General features: G+C 67.5%; 21 protein-coding genes and 3 pseudogenes. 16 read left to right on the top strand and 8 right to left on the bottom strand.

The features are described from left to right. Positions 1-46 precede the first annotated feature (46 nt). The 3 genes from BU124_RS07240 to BU124_RS07230 are packed head-to-tail and all read left to right on the top strand — an operon-like array spanning position 47 to position 3,077. Entirely contained in the window at positions 47-715 is a 669-nt protein-coding gene (locus BU124_RS07240) for a response regulator transcription factor (protein ID WP_084862160.1), read from the top strand. After that, on the top strand, positions 712-2,079 hold the full coding sequence (locus BU124_RS07235; protein WP_084862158.1) for a sensor histidine kinase: 1,368 nt from the start codon (positions 712-714) through the stop codon (positions 2,077-2,079). Before BU124_RS07240 ends, BU124_RS07235 begins: the two co-directional genes overlap by 4 nt. After that, positions 2,052-3,077 carry a type 2 periplasmic-binding domain-containing protein gene (locus BU124_RS07230; RefSeq protein WP_084862155.1) on the top strand — a complete coding sequence of 342 codons (1,026 nt, stop codon included), beginning with the start codon at positions 2,052-2,054 and terminating at the stop codon, positions 3,075-3,077. The genes BU124_RS07235 and BU124_RS07230 overlap by 28 nt, the downstream gene beginning before the upstream one ends. Positions 3,078-3,126: 49 nt before the next feature. Here the strand turns inward: BU124_RS07230 and tdh are convergent, their stop codons facing one another. From tdh to BU124_RS07215, 3 genes are all read right to left on the bottom strand, one after another. Further along, positions 3,127-4,155, bottom strand: coding sequence for an L-threonine 3-dehydrogenase (gene tdh / locus BU124_RS07225; RefSeq protein WP_084862153.1), 1,029 nt, complete (start codon positions 4,153-4,155; stop codon positions 3,127-3,129). A 14-nt stretch (positions 4,156-4,169) separates the two neighbouring features. Next, on the bottom strand, positions 4,170-5,357 hold the full coding sequence (locus tag BU124_RS07220) for a glycine C-acetyltransferase (protein ID WP_084862150.1): 1,188 nt from the start codon (positions 5,355-5,357) through the stop codon (positions 4,170-4,172). A gap of 98 nt (positions 5,358-5,455) precedes the next feature. After that, positions 5,456-6,013, bottom strand: a complete 558-nt coding sequence (locus BU124_RS07215; RefSeq protein WP_084862148.1) for a helix-turn-helix domain-containing protein — start codon at positions 6,011-6,013, stop codon at positions 5,456-5,458. Positions 6,014-6,240: 227 nt separating this feature from the next. Between BU124_RS07215 and BU124_RS07210 the strand changes: the two genes are divergently transcribed. From BU124_RS07210 to BU124_RS07185, 5 genes and pseudogenes are all read left to right on the top strand, one after another. Beyond that, on the top strand, positions 6,241-7,341 hold the full coding sequence (locus tag BU124_RS07210) for a Gfo/Idh/MocA family protein (RefSeq protein ID WP_084862140.1): 1,101 nt from the start codon (positions 6,241-6,243) through the stop codon (positions 7,339-7,341). Then, positions 7,338-7,516, top strand: a pseudogene (locus BU124_RS15185) (myo-inositol catabolism protein); the annotation flags it as partial. The gene BU124_RS07210 and the pseudogene BU124_RS15185, both read left to right, overlap by 4 nt. 643 nt (positions 7,517-8,159) lie before the next feature. Beyond that, positions 8,160-8,429 (top strand): hypothetical protein, encoded by a 270-nt coding sequence (locus BU124_RS07195; protein WP_143529912.1) that lies wholly within the window; start codon positions 8,160-8,162, stop codon positions 8,427-8,429. Positions 8,430-8,492: 63 nt separating this feature from the next. Then, a pseudogene (locus BU124_RS07190) lies at positions 8,493-9,080 on the top strand (transposase family protein); the annotation flags it as partial. Between the two features lie 25 nt (positions 9,081-9,105). After that, positions 9,106-9,463: pseudogene (locus BU124_RS07185) on the top strand (5-deoxy-glucuronate isomerase); the annotation flags it as partial. Positions 9,464-9,512: 49 nt separating this feature from the next. Here the strand turns inward: BU124_RS07185 and BU124_RS07180 are convergent. Next, positions 9,513-10,652: a zinc ABC transporter substrate-binding protein gene (locus BU124_RS07180; RefSeq protein WP_084862137.1), complete on the bottom strand. Its 1,140-nt coding sequence runs from the start codon at positions 10,650-10,652 to the stop codon at positions 9,513-9,515. 71 nt (positions 10,653-10,723) lie between these two features. On the opposite strand from BU124_RS07180, the gene BU124_RS07175 reads away from it, so the two are divergent. The 8 genes from BU124_RS07175 (at position 10,724) to BU124_RS07140 (ending at position 17,958) form a co-directional block, all read left to right on the top strand. Next, on the top strand, positions 10,724-11,260 hold the full coding sequence (locus BU124_RS07175; RefSeq protein WP_245831635.1) for a helix-turn-helix domain-containing protein: 537 nt from the start codon (positions 10,724-10,726) through the stop codon (positions 11,258-11,260). Continuing rightward, complete coding sequence (locus BU124_RS07170) at positions 11,257-11,991, top strand: ATP-binding cassette domain-containing protein (RefSeq protein WP_084862133.1); 735 nt, start codon at positions 11,257-11,259, stop codon at positions 11,989-11,991. The genes BU124_RS07175 and BU124_RS07170 overlap by 4 nt, the downstream gene beginning before the upstream one ends. Next, positions 11,991-12,791, top strand: a complete 801-nt coding sequence (locus BU124_RS07165; protein WP_084862131.1) for a metal ABC transporter permease — start codon at positions 11,991-11,993, stop codon at positions 12,789-12,791. The genes BU124_RS07170 and BU124_RS07165 overlap by 1 nt, the downstream gene beginning before the upstream one ends. 113 nt (positions 12,792-12,904) lie before the next feature. Then, positions 12,905-13,372, top strand: a complete 468-nt coding sequence (locus BU124_RS07160; RefSeq protein ID WP_084862342.1) for an RrF2 family transcriptional regulator — start codon at positions 12,905-12,907, stop codon at positions 13,370-13,372. A 160-nt stretch (positions 13,373-13,532) separates the two neighbouring features. Next, the gene (gene recA, locus BU124_RS07155; protein ID WP_084862129.1) at positions 13,533-14,606 is read left to right on the top strand and encodes a recombinase RecA; all 1,074 of its coding nucleotides are present in this window, start codon (positions 13,533-13,535) and stop codon (positions 14,604-14,606) included. 135 nt (positions 14,607-14,741) lie between these two features. Then, positions 14,742-17,390 carry an alanine--tRNA ligase gene (gene alaS, locus BU124_RS07150; RefSeq protein ID WP_084862127.1) on the top strand — a complete coding sequence of 883 codons (2,649 nt, stop codon included), beginning with the start codon at positions 14,742-14,744 and terminating at the stop codon, positions 17,388-17,390. Further along, positions 17,387-17,671, top strand: a complete 285-nt coding sequence (locus tag BU124_RS07145; protein WP_084862125.1) for a DUF1330 domain-containing protein — start codon at positions 17,387-17,389, stop codon at positions 17,669-17,671. Before alaS ends, BU124_RS07145 begins: the two co-directional genes overlap by 4 nt. Further along, complete coding sequence (locus BU124_RS07140) at positions 17,671-17,958, top strand: DUF1330 domain-containing protein (RefSeq protein WP_084862122.1); 288 nt, start codon at positions 17,671-17,673, stop codon at positions 17,956-17,958. Before BU124_RS07145 ends, BU124_RS07140 begins: the two co-directional genes overlap by 1 nt. Before the next feature lie 48 nt (positions 17,959-18,006). On the opposite strand, the gene typA is transcribed toward BU124_RS07140, so the two are convergent. The 4 genes from typA to BU124_RS07120 form a co-directional block, all read right to left on the bottom strand. Next, positions 18,007-19,827 (bottom strand): translational GTPase TypA, encoded by a 1,821-nt coding sequence (typA, locus tag BU124_RS07135; RefSeq protein ID WP_084862121.1) that lies wholly within the window; start codon positions 19,825-19,827, stop codon positions 18,007-18,009. A 186-nt stretch (positions 19,828-20,013) separates the two neighbouring features. Next, positions 20,014-20,325 (bottom strand): DMT family transporter, encoded by a 312-nt coding sequence (locus BU124_RS07130; RefSeq protein ID WP_425442456.1) that lies wholly within the window; start codon positions 20,323-20,325, stop codon positions 20,014-20,016. Between the two features lie 28 nt (positions 20,326-20,353). After that, complete coding sequence (locus tag BU124_RS07125) at positions 20,354-20,965, bottom strand: YitT family protein (RefSeq protein WP_084862117.1); 612 nt, start codon at positions 20,963-20,965, stop codon at positions 20,354-20,356. A gap of 75 nt (positions 20,966-21,040) precedes the next feature. Continuing rightward, positions 21,041-22,255 (bottom strand): NADP-dependent isocitrate dehydrogenase, encoded by a 1,215-nt coding sequence (locus BU124_RS07120; RefSeq protein WP_084862115.1) that lies wholly within the window; start codon positions 22,253-22,255, stop codon positions 21,041-21,043. Between the last annotated feature and the right edge of the window lie 17 nt (positions 22,256-22,272).

Below are 22,272 nucleotides of genomic sequence, written 5' to 3'. Positions count from 1 at the left end.
AAAAAGCTGACAGAAGCCTGACACGGCACCAACGGGGGGACATCGGGTGCGCTATCTGCTGGTCGAGGACAATCTCGAACTGGCCGAGGCCGTCACAAAGCGCTTGGCGCTGGACGGTCACGCGGTCGATCACGCGGCCAGCCTCGCAGATGCCGAGGACTGCCTTGCCGTGGGTCGCTACGACCTGATCCTGCTTGATGTGATGCTGCCCGACGGCGACGGCCGGGCGTTTCTGGCGCGACGGCGCGCCCATCTCGAAACGCCGGTCATCGTGCTGACGGCGCGGTCGCGGGTCTCCGACCGGGTCGGGGCGCTCGACCAGGGTGCTGACGATTACATCACTAAGCCTTTCGACTTTTCCGAGCTCGAGGCGCGCTGTCGCGCGGTCCTGCGCCGCCGCGGCGGGGCCGCGCGCAACCAGATTGCCCTCGGGGCCGCGACGTTCGATCCGCTCGCGGGGACATTGCGCCACGCGGACCGCACGCTCGACCTGCGCAACCGCGAAATCCGTCTGCTCGAGGTCTTTGCCCGGTTCCCCGGCCAGATCCTGTCGAAGGGCCAGTTGATGGACCGGCTGTTTTCGCATGATGCGGACGTGACCGAAAACGCCATCGAGGTCTATGTCGGCCGCCTGCGCCGGCGGATCGAGAACATGGGCCTGCGGATAGAGACCGTCCGGGGCCTGGGCTACCGGATGGACCTGGACGGGACGTGACCGTCACCGGCTCCATCGGACGTCGGCTGACGGGCCTTCTGGCCGGGGTCGCCGCGCTGCTGTCGGTGCTCAGCTGGTGGATGGTGTCGGAACTGGCCCGTGAAGCGGCGGAGCGGACGCAGGACAACGTGCTTGCCGCTTCGGCGACCGCGATCGCGGAGGCCCTGCGCTCGGAGCAGGGCGAGGTGCGGCTCGAACTGCCGTATTCGGCCTTTTCCATGCTGGGTGCGATCGGCGAGGACCGGGTTTTCTACAGGGTCACGGCCGGGGCCGACCTGCTGACCGGCTATGCGGACCTGCCGGTGATCCCGGCTCCGGCCGTCACCGGGCGGGTCGTGTTCGACACCGGCTCTTTCGACGCCGAGCCGATCCGGATGGCGTCGGTCTCGCGGGCGGTCCTCGCCGGTACCGAACCGGTTCCCGTCACGGTCACGGTGGCCCAGACCCGCAACGGGGTCGGGCGGATCGCGGCCGGGCTGTCGCGCCTGGCCGCGGTCCTGTCCGTCGCTTTCTTCGCCATCGCGGCGATCCTGTCGGCCATCGCCGCGCGGGCCTCGCTCAGGCCGCTGCACGAGATCGCGGCGGCGGTCTCGCGGCGCGGACCCTCCGATCTGCGCCGCGTCGAGCACAACGCGCCCGAGGAGCTGGCCCCTCTCATGGCGTCCCTCAACAGCCTGATGGAACGGCTGGGGCAATCCATCCGCCGGTCCGAGGATTTCATTGCCGAGGCGGCGCACCGTGTGCGGACGCCGCTGGCCACCGTCCGCACGCAGGCCGATATCGCCCTGCGCACGGTCGAGGATGACGCGGAGAAACGCCGGCTGCGGGCCATGATCCGAGCCGTCGACGAAAGCTCGCGCTCGGCCGGACAGCTGCTGGATCACGCGGCGGTGGCCTATCGCGCCGATGATCTCGCCCGGCGACCGGTCGATCTCTCCGACCTCGCGGCGCAGACGGTTGCGGCGCTGGAGCCTGCGGCCGCGATGAAGGACATAACCCTCGGCCTCGACGCCGACGCGGTGCAGGTCCGGGGCGATCCGGTCCTGCTGGAAAATGCCTTTCGGAATGTTCTCGACAACGCGATCAAGTATTCCCCCGAGGATACGTCGGTGCACATCCACATCACCGAGACCGGCGGCGAGGCCCACATCACCGTGACCGACGAGGGCCCCGGCCTCGGGGGCGGCCCGGTCGCGGCCCTGACCGAGCGTTTTCGCCGAGGCAGCAACACCGAATGCATCGTCGGGTCCGGCCTGGGCCTGACGATCGTCGAGGATGTCGTGACGGCCCATGGCGGGCGGGTCCAGCTGGGGGCCGGAAAAGAAGGAGTCGGCGCATGCGTCTTGCTTGTCTTGCCCTTGTGACCGTGGCCTGGGCCACGCTTTCGAGCGCCTTGACCATCGAGAACCACAAGCATTACCCGGGCACCGGGGATCAGGTTCTGCGCATCCTGTCCACGGCCGATCTGGAGGTTTTCGAACCCTATCTGCAGGCCTTCCGGGACAGCCGTCCGGCGCTGTCGATCGACTACACCGTGGTCTCGTCGGCGGAGCTCTACCGCGCGATCCGGCAGGGCGCGGCCTTCGACCTGGCGCTTTCCTCGGCGATGGACCTGCAGTTCCGTCTGGCCAACGACGGCTTTGCCCGGCGCTATCGCTCGGATGCGACGACGGCGCTGCCCCAGTGGGCGCGCTGGCGGGGCCTGATCTTTGCCTTTACCGCCGAACCGGCCGTGGTGGTGCTCTCGACGGACCGGCTCGAGGGGCTGGAGATGCCCACGACCCGGCAGGAGTTGATCAATCTGCTACGCGAAAACCCCGATGTGTTCGGCGGCGCGGTCGGCACCTATGACGTCCGCGAAAGCGGGTTGGGGTATCTCTATGCCACGCAGGAATCCCGCTCGACCGATGCCTACTGGCGCCTGACCGAGGTCATGGGGCGGCTCGACCCGCAGCTTTACTGCTGCTCGGGCCGGATGATCGACGATGTTCGCGCGGGCCGGCTCGCGCTGGCCTATAACGTGCTGGGCTCCTATGCCGCGGAACGCATGGCGCGCTACAGCGGCGGCCGGTTGCAGATCCTGCGCATGCAGGATTTCTCGAACGTCATGCTGCGCACCGCGATCATTCCCAAGACCGCCGACCAGCCCGAGGCGGCCGGGGCGATGATCGACATGCTGGCCCGGCTCGGCCTGCGCGAGACGCCGGGCGAATGGCACCTGCCGCCGCTGATTTCCTCGGACATGGGAGACGCCGCCGGGTTCGGGCCGATCCGCCTCGGGCCCGGGCTCATGGTCTATCTCGACCCGCTCAATCGCCGGGCGTTCCTGTCGGAATGGAAGGACGCCATGGAGCAACCCTGACCCGCCCGCGATGGCCCACAGGCCGGGCCTAGACGGTCGCCGCGCCCGCTCAGCGCCAGGTCAGCACCACCTTGCCCGACCGGCCCGATTTCATGGCCTCGAAGCCGTCGGCGAATTCCTCCGCCGGCATCCGGTGCGTGATCACACGGCTGACATCCAGCCCGTTCTGCAGCATGGCGATCATCTTGTACCAGGTCTCGAACATCTCGCGCCCGTAGACGCCCTTGAGGGTGATCGCCTTGAACACGATACGGGACCAGTCGACCGGCGAGGTGCCCGGCGGAATGCCCAGCAGGGCGATCTTGCCGCCCATGATCAGGCTTTCGACCATCTGGTCGAGGGCCTGCTGGCTGCCCGACATTTCCAGCCCGACGTCGAAGCCCTGTTTCATGCCCAGTGCGTCCATGACCTCGCGCAGGTCCTGCTTGGTCACGTCCACGGCCCGCAGGTTGGGGCAGACGTGTTCGGCCAGCCGCAAGCGATCCGGGTTGATATCGGTGATCACCACGTGGCGCGCCCCGGCGTGCCGTGCCACGGCCGCGGCCATGATCCCGATCGGCCCCGCGCCGGTGATCAGCACGTCCTCGCCCAGCAGATCGAAACTGAGCGCGGTGTGCACCGCGTTTCCCAGCGGGTCGAGGATCGCGCCGATCCCGTCGGGGATGTCGTCGGGCAGGGGGATCACGTTGAACGCGGGCAGCGCGAGGTAGTCCGCAAAGGCCCCCGGAACGTTCACCCCGATGCCGCGCGTGCCGGGGTCGAGGTGGAACCGGCCCGACCGGCTCTGGCGGCTTTCGGTGCCGACGACATGCCCCTCGCCCGAACAGCGCTGGCCGATTTCCAGCCCGGTCACGTTGCGGCCCAGATCGACGATCTCACCGGCGAATTCATGGCCCGTGATCATCGGCAGCGACACGGTGTGCGCCGCCCAGGCGTCCCAGTTCCAGATATGGACGTCGGTGCCGCAGATCCCGGTTTTGTTGACGCGGATCAGTACCTCGTCGGGGCCGATCTCGGGCACCGGCGCCTGCACCATGCTCAACCCTTCGCCCGGGTGCGCCTTTTCCAGCGCCTTCATCGTGGCGGGCCGGCTCACGGGATCACGCCCAGGTCGCGGCCGACTTTGCCGAAGGCGGCCAGCGCACGGTCCAGTTGCCCCATGGTCAGCCCCGCGTTCATCTGGGTGCGGATGCGGGCCTGGCCATGCGGGACGACCGGAAAGAAGAAGCCCGAGACGTAGACGCCCTCCTCGAACAGGGCGGCGGCCATCTTCTGCGCCAGAGGGGCGTCGCCCAGCATCACCGGGATGATGGGATGTTCGCCGTCGAGAAGCTCGAATCCCAGCTCCGCAAGGCCCGCGCGCCAATACCGCGCGTTGTCGAACAGCCTCTTGCGCAGGTCCGGCTGCTGCTCGACCAGGCGGATCGCTTCCAGCCCGGCGGCGACGATCGGCGGCGGCAGCGCGTTCGAGAACAGGTAGGGCCGCGCGCGCTGGCGCAACAGGTCGATCACCGGCTGCGGCCCGGCGATGTAGCCGCCCAGCGCACCGCCCAATGCCTTGCCCAGCGTCCCGGTCAGGATGTCGACATCGACGCCGAAGTGATCGGGCGTTCCTGCCCCGCGCGTGCCCATCACGCCCGTGGCATGGCAATCGTCCACCATCACCAGCGCGTCGTGTTCCCTGGCCAGCCGCGTGATCGCGGGCAGATCGGCGAGATAGCCGTCCATGGAAAACACGCCGTCGGTCGCGATCATCACGTGCCGCGCGCCCGCGTTGCGCGCGGCCTTCAGCTTGGCCTCAAGGTCGGCCATGTCATTGTTGGCGTAGCGATAGCGCCGGGCCTTGCACAGACGAATCCCGTCGATGATCGAGGCATGGTTGAGACTGTCCGAGACGACCGCATCCTCGGGGCCCAGAAGCGGCTCGAACAGCCCGCCGTTGGCATCGAAACAGGCGGCGAAAAGGATCGAGTCGTCGGTTTTCAGGAACTGCGCCAGTTTCGTCTCGAGCTGGCGGTGCAGGTTCTGCGTGCCACAGATGAACCGGACCGAGGCCATCCCGAAGCCGTGGTCTTCCATGGCGTGGCGCGCCGCGCCGATCAGGTCGGGATGATCGGCCAGCCCCAGGTAGTTGTTGGCACAGAGGTTTATGACTTCGCGCCCGCCCACCGCGACCTCGGCCGCCTGCGGCGAGGTCATCAGACGCTCGCGTTTCATCAGGCCGTCGGCCTCAATCCGGTCGAGCGTGGTCTTGATATCGGTGATGAAGTGATCGGACACGGCGCGGTCCTCCCGGGTGATGCAGATGGCGTTAATCTATCATATCGGAATTTTTCCGCAATAATGGAATTTAGGGCTCGGCTCAGGCTGCGGCGCAATCAACCGCCCTTCACCACGAGAAAGGCGCGGGCACGGTCCTCGGCTTCCAGTCGGTGGGGCACATCCGCGGCGTAGCGCGCGGTTTCGCCCGTCGCGAGCCGTTCCGTGGCCTCGCCGCTGGTCACGATCAGGCTGCCCTCGATCAGGGTCAGGTTCTCGGTCGTCCCGCGAACGTGCGGCGCCGAATCCAGGACGCCGCCCGCGGAAAAGAGCAGCTCGTAGACCTCGTGGCGCTCGGCATCCTCGGGCGGTGACAGAATACGGATCGTGCAGCCTGCACCATGGGTCTCTATGCGCGGCACCTCGGGCGCGCGCAGGACCTCGATCCGGCTGGTCTCCCGGTCGTCCAGCAGGCCCGCGAAATCGACCTGCAGGGCGCGCGTCAGGTTCCAAAGCGTCGAAACGGTGGGCGAGGATTCGCCGCGTTCGATCTGGCTGACCATGCTGCGCGACACGCCCGACAGCCTGGCGACGGCGTCGAGCGACAGACCCTGCGCTTGGCGCACCTGTCGCAGGCGTGCGGGAAGCCGGGAGAGGATGGCGTGCGGATCGTCCATGCCAGTGGAATGTATCCGTCATGACGGAGCCTTGCCAGCCGAAATGCGGATCACGCCAGCCGTGTCCCGAGGGGATCGGCCAAGTGGTCCATCCCCGCCGGCACGGTGACGCGGACTGCCCTGCCGTGGCGCCTGTTAGGATCGGCAATGTGCCGCCGCGACTTTGATGTTGCAGCGTCGGGGCAACCCGGTGCAACCAGACCCAGGGGCCAACGGCAGGAGGACACATGACCGAAATCGGTATCGGCGTCATCGGCGGCGGCTACATGGGCAAGGCGCATTCCGTGGCCATGGCCGCGGTCGGCGCCGTCTTTGAAACCCGGTTGCGGCCGCGGCTGGAAATGATCGCTGCCTCCAGCCTTGAGAGCGCCGAGCGGTATCGCGCCGCCTTCGGGTTTGCCCGCGCCGCGCCGGACTGGCGGGCGCTGGTCGATGATCCGCGCGTCGAGGCCGTTATCATCGCCTCGCCGCAGGAGACCCACCGCGAGATCGCCGAGGCGGCATTTGCCCGGGGCAAGGCGGTGCTTTGCGAAAAGCCGCTGGCCGACACCGTCGCCAATGCCCTCGCGATGGTCGCGGCGGCCGAGGCGGCGGGCCTGCCCAACATGACGGGCTTCAACTATTCCCGCACGCCGGCCACGCAGTTCGCCCGGCAGCTGATCGCGCAAGGAACGCTGGGCGATGTCACCTGGCTGCGGCTCGAGCATACCGAGGATTTCCTGTCCGACCCGGCCGCGCCTTTCAACTGGCGCTGCACCGGGCCGGCCAACGGCAATATGGGCGACCTGGCCCCGCATCCGATCAACGCGGCGCTGGCGCTGATGGGGCCGATCGCCCGGGTTTCGGCCGATATGGAAACCGTTCACGCGGACCGCCCCGGCGGCCGGGTGGACAACGACGACCACGCCCAGATCATGTGCCGCTTTGCCAACGGGGCCATGGGCCACATATATTCCAGCCGCATCGCCACGGGGCGCAAGATGGGCTATGCCTACGAGGTCACGGGCACCCGGGGTGCCATCCGCTTCGACCAGGAGGACCAGAACGCGCTCTGGCTCTACCTCGCCGAGGGGCCCGAGGCGACGCGCGGCTTTCGCAAGATCCTGACCGGCCCCGCGCACCCCGACTATGCCGCCTTTTGCCAGAGGCCGGGCCACGGCACCGGTTACCAGGACCAGATCATCATCGAGGCCCGGGATTTCCTGCAGGCCATCGAGACCGGCGAGCCGGTCTGGCCGACCTTCCGGGACGGCCTCGCGGTGGCCGAGGTGATCGAAGCCGCCATGACCTCGGCCGAAACCGGACACTGGACCAAGGTCGGCGCATGACCATCGAGATCGGCAACGCGCCCTGTTCCGGGGGCGTGGAATTCGCGGGCGATCCGCGCAATCCGCCGTGCTGCGCGACTGCGCGGCGGCGCACTGTCGCGGGACCGAGCTTGGCCCCGTGGGCGACATGCCCGAGGCCGCGGTGGACCTGCGCGAGGCATTGGTCGGGATCGACGACGCGCTGCCTAAGACCTGCCTCGCCATAAGCCACCGGTCCTGGGCCCGATTAGACCCGGTTCATGAAACGGCACGCGGGCCGGATTCTGACACGCGTTCCAAGCAGATCGCCCCTGCGGTGGGGAAGTGGTGGTCGCCGACCGCTTTGATTTCGTCACTGGTTTCCGGTGGTGTGTGTTATCGAGGTCGGCTTCGACGGCTGGTGCACGGTCGAACAGGACATCGACCCTGCGCTGGACGCGAGGTCGGCTGAGGATGCCCAATGCGAAACGCGCCGGTCTGCGGTCATCGGTATCGCGTGACGGTGGCAACGACGTGACGAAACGGCGCGGGGTGCCCTGAGCATCCCCAGGCCGACCGCACGACCGCGTCACCATCGGCCATGCCGATCGGATGCCGCTGGCCTTGGCCAATCTCTGCGCCGACCTGCCTGAGGCGCTCCAGGCCGAGACGGAAGGCCGCGCGATTGACCCGGCCGCGAACCTATATCACCGGTCCGAGGACGGTCTGCGCTCCATGGCGGCAGTTCATGCCGTGGCGGACAGCGGCAAGGCCGACGGCGCCTGGACCGAGGCCCGCCCACCGATTTTGCGCGAGCCGGATGCGCGCCGCTCAGCCTGCTTGGTCTCGCGCGGGGCAAGTTGGCGGTCTTCGTGGGTGGCAACCTGTGGCACGCTCAAGATCTGCGCCAGGGCGTTTTCCGCGCCTTGGCGCGCGAACGCGCCCCGGCCTTTCCGGTGCTGGACGCGCTTGTGAACCTGGAAACCCGGCAACTGACTGACGCGGCAACGCTGGACCCGCGTATCATCCTGCCGAAGATTGCCGGAGCACCGCGGGTGATGACGAACAAACTTCAGTTTGCCTGTGCGGAAAACGTGATGAACGAGTCAAAATGGGATGAATATACGTAGCCTCAGGAGCCATTGACCCCTGTCGGGTGGCGTGGGTCCCGGGTCCGAAGACGAGCGGTGAACATGTCTGATCTCTTCCGGCTGACCGGCGCGCAGATCGCGCGTCCTGAGCCCTGTTTTCTGCAGTCCCACGGCAAGCCGCGCGTCGATGACCGGCGGTTGTTGAGCGGGATTATCTTCGTCAATCGCAATGGCTTGCGCTGGAGGGATGGGGAGAATCCGAACGCCATCGGCCCGAGCGAGCATTCGAACGCGGACCACGGGCCGCACAAACCGCTCCACAACCGCTGGAAGCGGTGGAAGTGAGTGGCTGAACGCCAATGGTTCAAGACAGGCCGCGAACAGGCTATCTTCGCGCAGATCATGGCCGAACCGGCCGCCGAACACGGCGAGGAGAAGACGGTCATGATTGAGGTGCGCACGCGACGGCCATGCGTTCGGGTGAGCGTGCGCAAGTACCTGACGGCACACCCCCGCTCGTGACATTGCTGTGCAATGCACTGTCGGGCAGTGGACAAGCGCCGATACAAGCGGCGCAACCGCATAGAAATCATGTTCGGCAGGCTGAGAGACTAGAAACGCGTGGCGACCCGATACGACAGGTGTTCGAAGGTCTTCCTTTCCGCAATCGCCCGCGCAGCAACTGTCATCCATCGGTCATCGGCCCTGACCCTAAGATTGCACCGAAAGCCGTCTCGTGACCGAGGTCTTCATGCCCGAGGGCAACTGATCCTCCTATTGTGGCAACCGCCACGACAAGGATGATTCCCCCGCATCAGCTGCTTCGAGAAAACCAACTACCTCCGCCTGAAACCCGCAGAAGGTTTCGGTCTGCAGGTGGTCTATACCTGGGACGGAAGGCTGGACGACGCGGTGGCGGTGTCGGATGGCGATGTGCGGCTGGTGCCCCGCGGGCACCATCCCTGCGGCGCGCGCTGCAGAGTCGATATATTACCATGAACGTCATGGCCGGCCCGCTGCGCAAGTGGCGCTTCCAGGCCGACCCGGCGGTCAAGTGGATCATGGACCGCGATGACCGAGCGCTGCGGGCGCGGGCGGCGCTGATCGCCGCCCGCGCACCCATTACAGGCAGTCGGCGAGGGTGCCGGCCAGGTTGCGCAGCATCTGCGGGTAGAGGTCCGGCCCCGGTGCGAGGTCGGAGCCCAGCGGGTCGAGCACGCCGGTGCGCGCCTCGGTCCCTTCCATGACGGCTGTCACGATGCCGGGGTCGAACTGCGGCTCGGCCAGAACACAGGTCACGCCCTGCTCGGCGACGCGGGTCCGGACCTCAGCGATGCGCGCCGGGCTGGGGTCCGTCGCATCCGAGATCGAGATCGCCCCGGCGGCGGGCAGGTCGAAGGCGGCCTCGAAATACTGGTAGGCGTCGTGGAAGACGATGAAGCGGCCATCGCGCACCGGGTCGAGCGTGGCGTCGATCTCGTCCGAGAGGGTCTCGAGCTCGGCGCGGGCCTCGGTCGCATTGGCGTAATAGGCCCCGGCGTTGTCGGGGTCGGCCTGCGAGAGCCCGGCCGCGATGGTGGTCAGCCAGACGGCGGCATTGTCGGGCGAGAGCCAGGCATGCGGGTCATGCGCGCCGTGATCATGATCGCCGTGGTCGCGATCCGCGTGGTCATGTTCATCATGGCCCGCTTCGTCATGCGCATCATCCTCGCCACGATCCTCATGTGCGTGATCTTCGCCATGATCGTCGTGCGCGTCGTCATCATGGCCGTGGTCGTCATGCCCTTCGCTGTCATGATCCCCATGCGCATGATCCTCGCCATGATCCTCATGCGCATGATCCTCCGCGTCATGCCCGTCCTGCGCCGCCTCGGACGCGCCGTGGTCGTGGGCGTGCGCCTCGAACAGGGCGCCCTCGCGGATCGGCAGACGGGTCACGCCCTCGACCTCCAGCAGAGCGGTCGCCTCGGCCCCGGTGGCGACGGTGTCGATGGCATCGGCCAGCCAGGGCGTCAGGTTCGGCCCCACCCAGAACACCAGCTCGGCCTCCTGCAGCGCGGCGGCCTCGGAGGGGCGCAGGCTGTATTCATGCGGGCTGGCCCCCGGCGCGACGATCAGGTCCGGGGTGCCAACACCCTCCATCACGCGCGCCACGAGCGAATGCACCGGCGCGATATCGACGGCCACGTCGGGCACATCGGCCATGGCCGTTCCGGCCATCAGCGTGGCCGCGACAGAGAGGGGCAGGCGGGTTATGGACATCGGGTCCTCCGTGTGATTTCGTAACATCCGACGTCGTTTAAATGATATAAGATAACATGACAAGCCCGGATATGACCCAGACGCCCAGTGCCGACGCGCCCGCCGATCCGGTCGGGTTCGGACGCCACGATCACGCCAGCTGCATCGCCGACGGCCTGGCCGAGGCCGAGGCCCGTTGCGCCGCGAAGGGCCTGCGCCTGACGCCTGTCCGCCGCAAGGCGCTGGAAATCCTGTTGCAGGAACACCGCGCGCTGGGCGCCTACGACATGCTGGACCGGCTGCGCGCCGCCGGCTTCGGATCGCAGCCGCCGGTGGCCTACCGCGCGCTCGATTTCCTCGTTGCAGGCGGCTTCGCGCACAAGATCGAATGCCTCAACGCCTTCATCGCCTGCGCCCATCCGGGCGCGCGGCACACGCCCGCCTTCATGATCTGCCGCACCTGCGAAGCCGTGGCCGAGGCGCAGGCGGCGCCGGCGCGCGGCAGCCTCGGCAAGGCCGCGCGGGCCTCGGGCTTTGCCATCGAGCGCACCGTGGTCGAGGCCGAGGGCCTGTGCCCCGCCTGCCAAGGCGGAGCCGAGGGCGGGGCCGGGGACGGGGCCGGCGCATGAGCTTGATCGCGGCCGAGAGCCTCAGCGCGGGCTACGGCGCCGAGCCGGTGTTGCGCGACGTGTCTTTCACCATCGCGCCGGGCGAGATCGTCACCGTGGTCGGCCCCAACGGGTCGGGCAAGACGACGCTGCTGCGCGCGCTGATCGGGGCGCTGCGCCCCGCGGCGGGGCGCATCCGGCGCAAACCCGGCTTGCGCGTCGGCTACGTGCCGCAGACGCTGCACATCGACCCGACCCTGCCGATGACCGTCGATCGCTTCTTGCGCCTGCCGGGCCGCAGTTCGCGGGCCGCCTGCGCTGCGGCACTCGAAAGCGCCGGCGTGCCGGACCTGCTGCAGCGCCAGATGGCGGGCCTGTCGGGCGGGCAGTTCCAGCGCGTGCTGCTGGCGCGCGCCCTGATCGAGACGCCCGACCTGTTGCTGCTCGACGAGGCGACGCAGGGGCTGGACCAGCCCGGATCGGCGGCCTTCTATACCCGGATCGACCAGGTGCGCCACGACACCGGCTGCGCGGTGCTGATGATCAGCCACGAATTGCACGTCGTCATGAGCGCCTCGGACCGGGTGATCTGCCTGAACGGCCACGTCTGCTGCCAGGGCACGCCGGCGGTGGTCTCGGCGGCGCCGGAATACCGCGCGCTCTTCGGGTCGGGTACGGGCGGGGCGCTGGCGCTTTACCGGCACGACCATGACCATGACCACGACGACCCCGCCACGGAGGCGGCCGAGTGATGCTCGCTGATTTCATGACCCGCGCGGTGCTGGCCGGGGTCGGCGTGGCGCTCGCCGCCGCCCCGCTGGGCAGCTTCGTCGTTTGGCGGCGAATGGCCTATTTCGGCGATGCCACCGCCCATGCGGCGATCCTGGGCGTGGCGCTGTCGCTGGCGCTGCAGGTGTCGATCTTTGCCGGGGCCATGGCGGTTGCGCTGGTCATGGCGTTGACCGTCACGGTGCTGTCGGGGCGCGGCTATGCCATGGACACGCTGCTGGGGGTGCTCGCGCATTCGGCGCTGGCCTTCGGGCTGGTCGCGGTATCCTTCCTGTCGGGCATCCGCATCGACCTGATGGCCTATCTCTTTGGCGACATCCTTGCGGTGTCGCGCGGCGACCTGGCGGTGATCTGGGGCGGGGCGGCGCTGGTCGTGGGACTGATCGGCTGGCGCTGGTCGGCGCTGCTGACGGCGACGCTCAACGCCGAGCTGGCCCATGCCAGCGGCATCGACCCGCGCCGCGAACAGCTGGTGCTGACGCTGGCACTGGCGATCACAGTGGCGGTGGCGATCAAGGTGGTCGGCGTGCTGCTGATCGCGGCCATGCTGATCATCCCGGCCGCCGCCGCGCGGCCCCTGGCGCGCACGCCCGAGCAGATGGCGCTGACCGCGGCGGTGCTGGGCAGCGGGTCGGCCATCGCGGGGCTGCGCGCGGCCTATGTCTTCGACACCCCGGCGGGGCCGTCGATCGTCTGCGTCGCTGCGCTGGTTTTTCTTGCCACCAGCCTGCTGGACGGGCTGAGGTCGGGTCAGTCGCGCTGAGGCCCCCGGGCGGTTGGCGTGCCGCCCGTATGATCTGGATCAATCAAGACCGGCGCGGAATATGTGACAAATCGGCCCAACGCCTGCACGACAACAGCCGATGGACCCATGCCATGCGCCTGACGACCCGGACCAACCTCGCCGCGCGCGTGCTGATGTTCTGCGCGGTCAACGAGGGCCGGCTGGTGCGGACGGGCGAGGTCGCCGAGAGCTGCAATGCCTCGGCCAACCATGTCGCGCGGGTGGTCAACCTGCTCCATGCCGGCGGCTTCATCGAAACGGTGCGCGGCCGCACCGGGGGGCTGCGGCTGGCCGCCCCGGCCGAGCGAATCTGTATCGGCGCGGTGTTTCGCGTCTTCGAGGCCGACATCCCCTTCGCGGAGTGCTTTGCGCCGGAGACGAACACCTGTCCGCTGATCGGCACTTGCCGGTTGCGCACCGCCCTGACGCGGGCGCTCGCGGCCTTCTACGATGAGCTTGACAGCGTGACCCTCGCCGATCTGGTTACAGGCAACTGCGGGCTGCACGGGCTGCTCGCGCTGCCCGAGGCCATGGGCGAGGCCTGCCCGGCGCCGGGTTGAACTGGTCCCAGGATGTAAACCTGCTGTTAACCTTGACGCCGCATGGTCACGGTTAAGAATTCGGTTGAAATGTTCCCGTTTTGGCCTCATACCCGAGAACAAGACGCGAACAACGCACCAATTGCTGCCCGCTTGCGGGTATGGAATAAGGGTTTCACACATGGCAACGGCAGATCTCCTGGATATGACAGACAAAGCAGCGGCAGATAAGCAGAAGGCCCTCGATTCCGCCCTGGCGCAGATCGAGCGTCAGTTCGGCAAGGGCTCCATCATGAAGATGGGCGGCGACAACGCCATGCGCGACATCGAGGCGACCTCGACCGGGTCGCTGGGCCTCGACATCGCGCTGGGCATCGGCGGCCTGCCCAAGGGCCGCATCATCGAGATCTACGGCCCCGAATCCTCGGGCAAGACCACGCTGACCCTGCACGCCGTCGCCGAGGAACAGAAAAAGGGCGGCGTCTGCGCCTTCGTGGATGCCGAACACGCGCTGGACCCCCAATACGCCAAGAAACTGGGTGTCGATCTTGACGAGTTGCTGATCTCGCAGCCGGATACCGGCGAACAGGCGTTGGAGATTACCGACACGCTGGTGCGCTCGGGCGCGGTCAACATGGTGGTGGTCGACTCGGTCGCCGCGCTGACCCCCAAGTCCGAGCTCGAGGGCGACATGGGCGACAGCAGCGTCGGCGTCCAGGCCCGGCTGATGAGCCAGGCGATGCGCAAGCTGACGGGTTCCATGAGTCGATCCAACTGCATGGTCGTCTTCATCAACCAGATCCGCATGAAGATCGGCGTCATGTTCGGCAGCCCCGAGACGACGACGGGGGGCAACGCGCTGAAATTCTATTCCTCGGTGCGGCTCGACATCCGCCGCATCGGCGCGGTCAAGGACCGCGACGAGGTCGTGGGCAACGCCACCCGCGTCAAGGTCGTCAAGAACAAGGTCGCGCCGCCCTTCAAGCAGGTGGAGTTTGACATCATGTATGGCGAGGGCATCTCCAAGACCGGCGAGCTTCTCGACCTCGGCGTCAAGGCCGGCGTGGTCGAGAAATCCGGCGCCTGGTTCAGCTACGGGGACGAGCGCATCGGCCAGGGCCGCGAGAACGCCAAGACCTTCCTCAAGGAGCATCCCGAGACCCGCAACGCGATCGAGGACAAGATTCGCGCGGCCCACGGGCTGGATTTCGACGCGCCGCCGGGCGGCGATGACGACACGCTTGTCGAGGGCTGAACGCCGCGCGACGGCACGCAATCGCACCAAGGGGGCTCCGGCCGCGCGGCCGGTGCCCCTTTCGCATCCGCCCCCTGTGGACAGTCGTGCGGCCCGCGGCTATCCCGGGTTGGCCAGAAATTCCGGGATGCGATCATGACCAGCCTTGCCGATATCCGCAGCACCTTCCTCGACTATTTCAAGCGCCAAGGCCACGCGGTCGTGTCCAGTTCGCCGCTGGTGCCGCGCAACGACCCCACGCTGATGTTCACCAACTCGGGCATGGTGCAGTTCAAGAACCTGTTCACCGGGCTGGAACACCGCGACTACCAGCGTGCCGTGACCTCGCAGAAATGTGTGCGCGCGGGGGGCAAGCACAATGACCTGGACAATGTCGGTTATACCGCCCGGCACCATACCTTCTTTGAAATGCTCGGAAATTTCAGTTTCGGCGACTATTTCAAGGCCGAGGCCATCCCCTTTGCATGGGAACTTCTGACTGGCGAATTCGGCATCGACCCGGCGCGGCTGCTGGCGACGATCTACCACACCGACGACGAGGCGCATGCGCTGTGGCGCAAGATCGGCCTGCCCGAGGACCGGATTATCCGCATCGATACCGCCGACAACTTCTGGCAGATGGGCCCGACCGGCCCCTGCGGCCCCTGCACGGAAATCTTCTACGATCACGGCGAGCACATCCCCGGCGGCCCCCCGGGCAGCCCCGACGAGGACGGTGACCGTTTCATCGAGATCTGGAACATCGTCTTCATGCAGAACGAGCAGTTCGAGGATGGCTCGATGACCGCGCTGGACATGCAGTCCATCGACACCGGCATGGGGCTGGAACGCATCGGCGCGCTGCTGCAGGGCAAGCACGACAACTACGACACCGACCTGATGCGTGCCCTGATCGAGGCCAGCGCGAACGCCACCAGCGCCGACCCCGACGGTGACGGCAACGTGCATCACCGGGTGATCGCGGACCATCTGCGCTCGACCTCCTTCCTGATCGCCGAGGGCGTGCTGCCCGGCAGCGAGGGGCGCGGCTACGTGCTGCGCCGGATCATGCGCCGGGCCATGCGCCACGCGCACCTGCTGGGGGCCAAGGACCCGGTGATGCACCGGCTAGTGCCGGAACTCGTCAAGCAGATGGGCGGACACTACCCCGAGTTGAGCGAACGCCAGGCCACCATCGAGGAAACCTTGCTGGGCGAGGAGCAGCGCTTCCGCCAGACCCTTGACCGGGGTCTGAAACTGCTGGCCGAGGAGACGCGCGGCATGGCGGACGGCCAGGCGCTTGCCGGCGAGACCGCCTTCAAGCTCTACGATACCTACGGCTTCCCGCTGGACCTGACGCAGGATGCGCTGCGCGAAAAGGGCATGAGCGTGGACACCGATGGATTTGACGCGGCCATGGCCGAACAAAAGGCCAAGGCGCGCGCCGCCTGGGCCGGCTCGGGCGAGGCGGCCGACGCCGCCGTGTGGTTCGACATCGCCGACGAACACGGCGCGACCGATTTCCTTGGCTATGATACTGAGAAGGCCGAGGGCCAGATCGTCGCCGTCGTCAGCGGCGCGGCCCGAGTCGATGCGGCCGAGGTGGGCGACACCGTGCAGGTCGTCTGCAACCAGACGCCCTTTTACGCCGAGGCCGGCGGCCAGGTCGGCGACACCGGCACGCTGACCACCGACACCGGCACGGCCCGGATCACCGACACGAAAAAGGCCGCCGGGGTCTTCATCCATTTCGCGCAGGTGACCGAGGGCGAGATCACCACGGGCCAGGGCGCCGAACTGGAAGTGGATCACGACCGGCGCGGCACGATCCGGGCCAACCATTCGGCCACGCACTTGCTGCACGAAGCCCTGCGCGAGGCGTTGGGGGATCATGTCGCGCAGCGCGGCTCGCTCAACGCGCCTGACCGGCTGCGCTTCGACTTCAGCCATGGCACGCCGATCCCGGCCGAGGAGATTCGCGCGATCGAACAGCGCGTAAACGCCATGATCCGCCAGAACAGCGCCGTGACGACCCGCATCATGACGCCCGACGATGCCCGGGCCCTCGGCGCGCAGGCGCTTTTCGGTGAGAAATACGGCGACGAGGTGCGCGTGGTCTCGATGGGCAAGGCCGACACGGGCAAGGGGCTGGACGGGAAGACCTGGTCGATCGAGCTCTGCGGCGGCACCCACGTGCGCCAGACCGGCGACATCGGCGCCTTCGTCTGCCTGTCCGACAGTGCCTCCAGCGCTGGGGTCCGGCGCATCGAGGCGCTGACCGGGCAGGCCGCCTTGGACCATCTGGCCGACCGGGATCACCGGCTGGCCGAGGCCGCGCAGGTGCTGAAGGTGCAGGCGGCGGATGTGCCCGAGCGCATCCGCACGGTCATGGAGGAGCGGCGCGTGCTTCAGAACGAGGTTGCCCAGCTGCGCCGCGAACTGGCCATGGGCGGTGGCGGCACCGACCGGCCCGAGGCCAGGGAAATCAACGGGATACCCTTCGATGCACAGGTTCTTTCGGGAGTGACGGGCAAGGATCTGCCCGGCCTCATCGACGAGATGAAGGGCCGGATGGGCCGTGGCGCGGTCCTGCTCATCGCCGAGGCGGGCGGCAAGGCGGCGGTGGCGGCCGGGGTCACGGAGGATCTGACCGAAAAGGTGAGCGCCGTGGACCTTGTACGGGCCGCCGTCGTCGAACTGGGCGGCAAGGGCGGCGGTGGCCGTCCGGACATGGCCCAGGGCGGTGGCAAGGATGCGGCCAACGCCGAGGCGGCCATCGCCGCGGCGGAACAGGTGCTGGGATGAGCGCCTACGTGATCGCCCGGATCGCGGTGACGGACCCCGACGACTACGCGACCTATGCCGCGCAGACGGTGGCCCTGGCCGAGCAATGGGGCGGGCGGTTCCTCGTCAAGGGCGGGGCGCAGCACGTCGTGGAGGGCGCCGCGCCGGAGCGGCACGTGGTCGTCGAGTTTCCCGACAGGGCCACGGCGCAGGCCTGGTACGACAGTGCGGCGTATCGCGAGATCCTGCCCATCGCCCGGCGCGCCGCGCGCCGCGATGTGGTCATCGTGGAGGGCATCTGATGCCCGCGCTCTGGATTGCCCGCGTGACCGTCACCGACCCGGACGCCTATGCCGAATACGCCAGGCTGGCCGGGCCGGCGATAACCGCGCATGGCGGGGCGTTCCTGGCCCGCGGCGGGCGTTTCGTGCAACTGGAAGGGCAGGAACGCCCGCGCAACGTGGTGGCCCGCTTCCCCTCGGTCGAGGCGGCGGTGGCCTGTTACAACAGCGCCGACTATCAGCAGGCGCTGGCCCATGCGCGCGACGCGGCGGAGCGCGACCTGATGGTCATCGAGATCGACGACTGAGCGTGTCGCGGCCGGTGGGCCGGGCTGAACAAAATTCCGGAATTTTGGTCAGCCCGCAGCCTTGGCGTGGCGCTTACGCTCGTTCGGGTCGAGATGGCGCTTGCGCAGGCGGATCGCGGTCGGTGTCACCTCGACCAGTTCGTCATCGTCGATGTAGGCGATGGCCTCTTCCAGCGAAAGCGTGACCGGCGGGGTCAGCCGGACCGCGTCATCCGAGCCCGAGGCGCGCACGTTGGTGAGCTTCTTGCCCTTGAGCGGATTGACCTCGAGGTCGTTGTCGCGGGCGTGCTCGCCGATGATCATGCCCTGGTAGACATCCGTCTGCGCCCCGATGAACATCTTGCCGCGCTCTTCGAGGTTCCACAGGGCGAAGGCCACGGACTGGCCGTTCTCCATCGAGATCAGCACGCCCTGACGGCGGCCGGGAATCGGCCCCTTGTGTGGGGTCCAGCCGTGGAACATGCGGTTGAGCACGCCGGTGCCGCGCGTGTCGGTCAGGAACTCGCCGTGATAGCCGATCAGCCCGCGGGCGGGCACATGCGCGACGATCCGCGTCTTGCCCGCGCCGGCGGGCTTCATCTCGACCAGGTCGCCCTTGCGCGGGCCGGTCAGTTTCTCGATCACGGCGCCGGAATGCTCGTCGTCGACGTCGATGGTGACTTCCTCGACGGGTTCCATGCGCTGGCCGTCGTGGTCCTGGAACAGGACGCGGGGGCGCGAGATCGACAGCTCGAAGCCCTCGCGGCGCATGTTCTCGATCAGCACGCCCATCTGCAATTCGCCGCGGCCCGAAACATCGAAGGCCTCGCCGCCCGGCGTGTCCGCGACCTTGATGGCGACATTGGTCTCGGCCTCTTTCATCAGCCGTTCGCGGATCACGCGCGACTGGACCTTCTTGCCGTCGCGGCCGGCCAGCGGGCTGTCGTTGATGCCGAAGGTCACGCTGATGGTGGGCGGGTCAATGGGCTGGGCCGGGATCGGGGCCGTCACCTCGGGGGCGCAGATGGTGTCGGCCACGGTGGCCTTGCTCATGCCGGCGATGCTGACGATGTCCCCGGCATGGGCCTCGTCTATGGGCTGCTGGCCCAGGCCGCGGAAGGCCAGCACCTTGGACACCCGGAAGGTTTCGATCTTGTCGCCCTCGCGCGACAGTGCCTGCACATTGGCCCCGGCCCGGAGGGTGCCGCTTTCCACCCGCCCGGTCAGCAGACGGCCGATGAAAGGATCGGCGCCCAGCGTGACCGCCAGCATGGAAAACGGCGCGTCCTGCGCGGCTGTCTGCTTGGGCGCGGGGACACGTGCGACGATCATCTCGAACAGCGCGGTCAGGTCTTTTTGCGGGCCGTCAAGCTCGGCATCAGCCCAACCCGCGCGGCCGGAAGCGTAGAGATAGGGGAAATCCAGCTGATCCTCGTCGGCGTCCAGCGCCGAGAAGAGGTCGAAGACCTCGTCGAGGGCGCGGTCGGGCTCGGCATCGGGCTTGTCGACCTTGTTGAGCACGACGATGGGGCGCAGCCCCAGCGCCAGCGCCTTGGAGGTGACGAACTTGGTCTGCGGCATCGGCCCCTCGGCAGCGTCGACCAGCAGCACGACACCGTCGACCATGGACAGGATGCGCTCGACCTCGCCGCCGAAGTCGGCGTGGCCGGGGGTATCGACGATATTGATCCGCTTGTCGCCCCATTCGAGGCTGGTGGCCTTGGCGAGGATGGTAATGCCGCGCTCGCGCTCCAGGTCGTTGGAGTCCATGGCGCGTTCGGCCACGGCCTGGTTTTCGCGGAAGACCCCAGACTGCTTGAGCAGTTCGTCCACCAGCGTGGTCTTGCCGTGGTCGACGTGGGCGATGATGGCGATGTTGCGCAGGTCCATTCGGATGTCCTCAGAGAAGCGTTGGCCAGCCCATAACGCGGGGCCGGGCAAAAGGGTAGGGGGCCTTTGCGAATTGTCTGCTGCGCAGGACGTCTTCGCGTGATGGGGGCGCTGCCCGTCGGCGGTCTCGGCAAGACCAATGGCGCACCACTGGCGACCCCCGGGATATTTCCGGTCCTGGCTCGGCTAGTGCCTGGCGGTGTTCGAGAAGAGCTGGATGACAACGATACCGGCGAGGATCAGCGTGATGCCGATCACGGCGGGCAGGTCCAGGCTCTGGCGGAAGACCAACCAGCCGATCAGCGCGATGAAGATGATGCCGAGGCCCGACCACATGGCGTACATGATGCCCACCGGCATGTATTTCAGCGTCAGCGACAGCATGTAGAAGCTGATCGCGTAGGCGACCACGACCAGGACCGAGGGCCCGACCCGGGTGAACTGCTGGCTGGCCTGCAGCGCGGAGGTGCCGATGGTTTCGGCGGCGACGGCGAGCATGAGGTAGAGGTAGTGCAGCGGCATCCGGTCAGCGTCCCGTGTAGCGGTCGTGGCGGTGGTTTGTGGCGGTGATCAGGTTGGCGACGACTGCCCCGGCCAGCGAGAACAGCACCAGCCGCGGCGGCATGACCGTCAGGGCGACGGCGAAGAGCGTCACGTCGAAGGCCAGCTGGACATAACCCGCCCGGAACCCGGTGCGGTCCTGGATCACCAGCCCCAGCACGCCCACCCCGCCCAGCGAGGCCCCGTGGCGGAAGATCGCGATCAGGCCCAGCCCGGTGACCCCGCCGATGAGCAGTGCGCCGAGCACTGGGTCGAGCCGCTCGAACCGGATAAGGGTCGGGAAGGTCTCGGCCATGACCGACAGCAGGGTGACGCAGATCAGGCTTTTCACCACGAAGACCCGGCCCAGCCGCACCCAGCCCAGCCAGTAGAACGGCAGGTTCAGCACGAAAAAGATCGGCCCGAAGGACCAGCCGGTGACATAGGAGAGCAGCACCGCCAGCCCAGCCGTCTGCCCGGTGATGAGTCCCAGGTGTGTCAGCATGGTGATGCCCAGGGCGCACATGGCCGTTCCCAGGGCAAAGGCCTGCGCATCCTCCGGCGGGGAGTGCGGTGTGGTGGGGATGTCCTGTGCCATGGGACCCGCGCTAGGGCAGGCCCGTCATGGTGTCAAAGCGAAAAGGGCCGGGGCGCGGGGCACGCCCGCCGAAGATCAGCCCGCCAGCGCCGTGTTCAGGTTTTCATCTATCTTCTCGAGGAAGCCTTCGGTCGTCAGCCAGTGCTGATCCGGGCCGACCAGCAGCGCCAGGTCCTTGGTCATGTGGCCGCTTTCCACGGTGTCCACGACGACCTTTTCCAGCGTCTCGGCAAAGGTCCTCAGCCGGGCGTTGTCATCGAGTTTGGCGCGGTGCTTGAGCCCGCCGGTCCAGGCGAAGATCGAGGCGACGGAGTTGGTCGAGGTCGACTCGCCCCTCTGGTGCTGGCGGTAGTGGCGGGTGACGGTGCCATGGGCGGCCTCGGCCTCCATGATCATGCCGTCCGGCGTGAGCAGTTGCGAGGTCATCAGCCCGAGCGAGCCGAAGCCCTGCGCCACGGTGTCGGACTGCACGTCGCCGTCGTAGTTCTTGCAGGCCCAGACGAAACCGCCGTTCCATTTCATGGCGCAGGCGACCATGTCGTCGATCAGGCGGTGCTGGTACTCGATGCCCGCGGCCTCGAACCTGTCCTTGAATTCTTCGTCATAGACCGCCTGAAACAGTTCCATGAAGCGGCCATCGTACTGTTTCAGGATGGTGTTCTTGGTCGACAGATAGAGCGGCCAGCCCATGTTCAGCGCGTAATTCATCGAGGCGCGGGCGAAGTCGCGGATGCTGTCGTCGCGGTTGTACATGCCCATGAACACGCCTGAGGACGGGGCGTCGTAGACCTCTTCCTCGATCACCGTGCCGTCCTCGCCGACGAATTTCATCGACAGCTTGCCGGGGCCGGGAAACTTCATGTCGGTCGCGCGGTACTGGTCGCCGAAGGCGTGGCGGCCGATCACGATGGGCCGCGTCCAGCCGGGCACGAGGCGGGGCACGTTGCGGCAGATGATGGGCGCGCGGAACACCACGCCGCCGAGGATGTTGCGGATGGTCCCGTTGGGGCTGCGCCACATCTTTTTCAGGCCGAATTCCTCGACCCGGCCCTCGTCGGGGGTGATGGTGGCGCATTTGACGGCGACGCCAACCTCGCGGGCTTTTTCGGCGGCTTCGACGGTGACCCGGTCCTCGGTGCGGTCGCGTTCTTCCAGCCCCAGATCGTAATAGAGCAGGTCGATATCGAGGTATGGCAGGATCAGCTTGTCCTTGATGAACTGCCAGATGATGCGGGTCATCTCGTCGCCGTCCATTTCGACGACTGGATTGTCGACCTTGATCTTCGACATGGGAGTCTCCTGCTTGA

It is taken from the genome of Salibaculum halophilum, assembly GCF_002094885.1.
Lineage (GTDB): Bacteria > Pseudomonadota > Alphaproteobacteria > Rhodobacterales > Rhodobacteraceae > Salibaculum > Salibaculum halophilum.
The sequence above is the reverse complement of the archived record's forward strand: the minus strand, read 5'-3'. Positions and strand labels throughout refer to the sequence as shown.

Bases quoted from the DNA above. Each gene is read 5' to 3' on its own strand.
- BU124_RS07230 (WP_084862155.1), top strand. From the start codon at position 2,052: ATGCGTCTTGCTTGTCTTGCCCTTGTGACCGTGGCCTGGGCCACGCTT.
- tdh (WP_084862153.1), bottom strand. From the start codon at position 4,155: ATGAAGGCGCTGGAAAAGGCGCACCCGGGCGAAGGGTTGAGCATGGTG.
- BU124_RS07215 (WP_084862148.1), bottom strand. From the start codon at position 6,013: ATGGACGATCCGCACGCCATCCTCTCCCGGCTTCCCGCACGCCTGCGA.
- BU124_RS07210 (WP_084862140.1), top strand. From the start codon at position 6,241: ATGACCGAAATCGGTATCGGCGTCATCGGCGGCGGCTACATGGGCAAG.
- BU124_RS07180 (WP_084862137.1), bottom strand. From the start codon at position 10,652: ATGTCCATAACCCGCCTGCCCCTCTCTGTCGCGGCCACGCTGATGGCC.
- BU124_RS07175 (WP_245831635.1), top strand. From the start codon at position 10,724: ATGACCCAGACGCCCAGTGCCGACGCGCCCGCCGATCCGGTCGGGTTC.
- BU124_RS07170 (WP_084862133.1), top strand. From the start codon at position 11,257: ATGAGCTTGATCGCGGCCGAGAGCCTCAGCGCGGGCTACGGCGCCGAG.
- BU124_RS07165 (WP_084862131.1), top strand. From the start codon at position 11,991: ATGCTCGCTGATTTCATGACCCGCGCGGTGCTGGCCGGGGTCGGCGTG.
- BU124_RS07160 (WP_084862342.1), top strand. From the start codon at position 12,905: ATGCGCCTGACGACCCGGACCAACCTCGCCGCGCGCGTGCTGATGTTC.
- recA (WP_084862129.1), top strand. From the start codon at position 13,533: ATGGCAACGGCAGATCTCCTGGATATGACAGACAAAGCAGCGGCAGAT.
- alaS (WP_084862127.1), top strand. From the start codon at position 14,742: ATGACCAGCCTTGCCGATATCCGCAGCACCTTCCTCGACTATTTCAAG.
- BU124_RS07145 (WP_084862125.1), top strand. From the start codon at position 17,387: ATGAGCGCCTACGTGATCGCCCGGATCGCGGTGACGGACCCCGACGAC.
- BU124_RS07140 (WP_084862122.1), top strand. From the start codon at position 17,671: ATGCCCGCGCTCTGGATTGCCCGCGTGACCGTCACCGACCCGGACGCC.
- typA (WP_084862121.1), bottom strand. From the start codon at position 19,827: ATGGACCTGCGCAACATCGCCATCATCGCCCACGTCGACCACGGCAAG.
- BU124_RS07130 (WP_425442456.1), bottom strand. From the start codon at position 20,325: ATGCTCGCCGTCGCCGCCGAAACCATCGGCACCTCCGCGCTGCAGGCC.
- BU124_RS07125 (WP_084862117.1), bottom strand. From the start codon at position 20,965: ATGGCACAGGACATCCCCACCACACCGCACTCCCCGCCGGAGGATGCG.
- BU124_RS07120 (WP_084862115.1), bottom strand. From the start codon at position 22,255: ATGTCGAAGATCAAGGTCGACAATCCAGTCGTCGAAATGGACGGCGAC.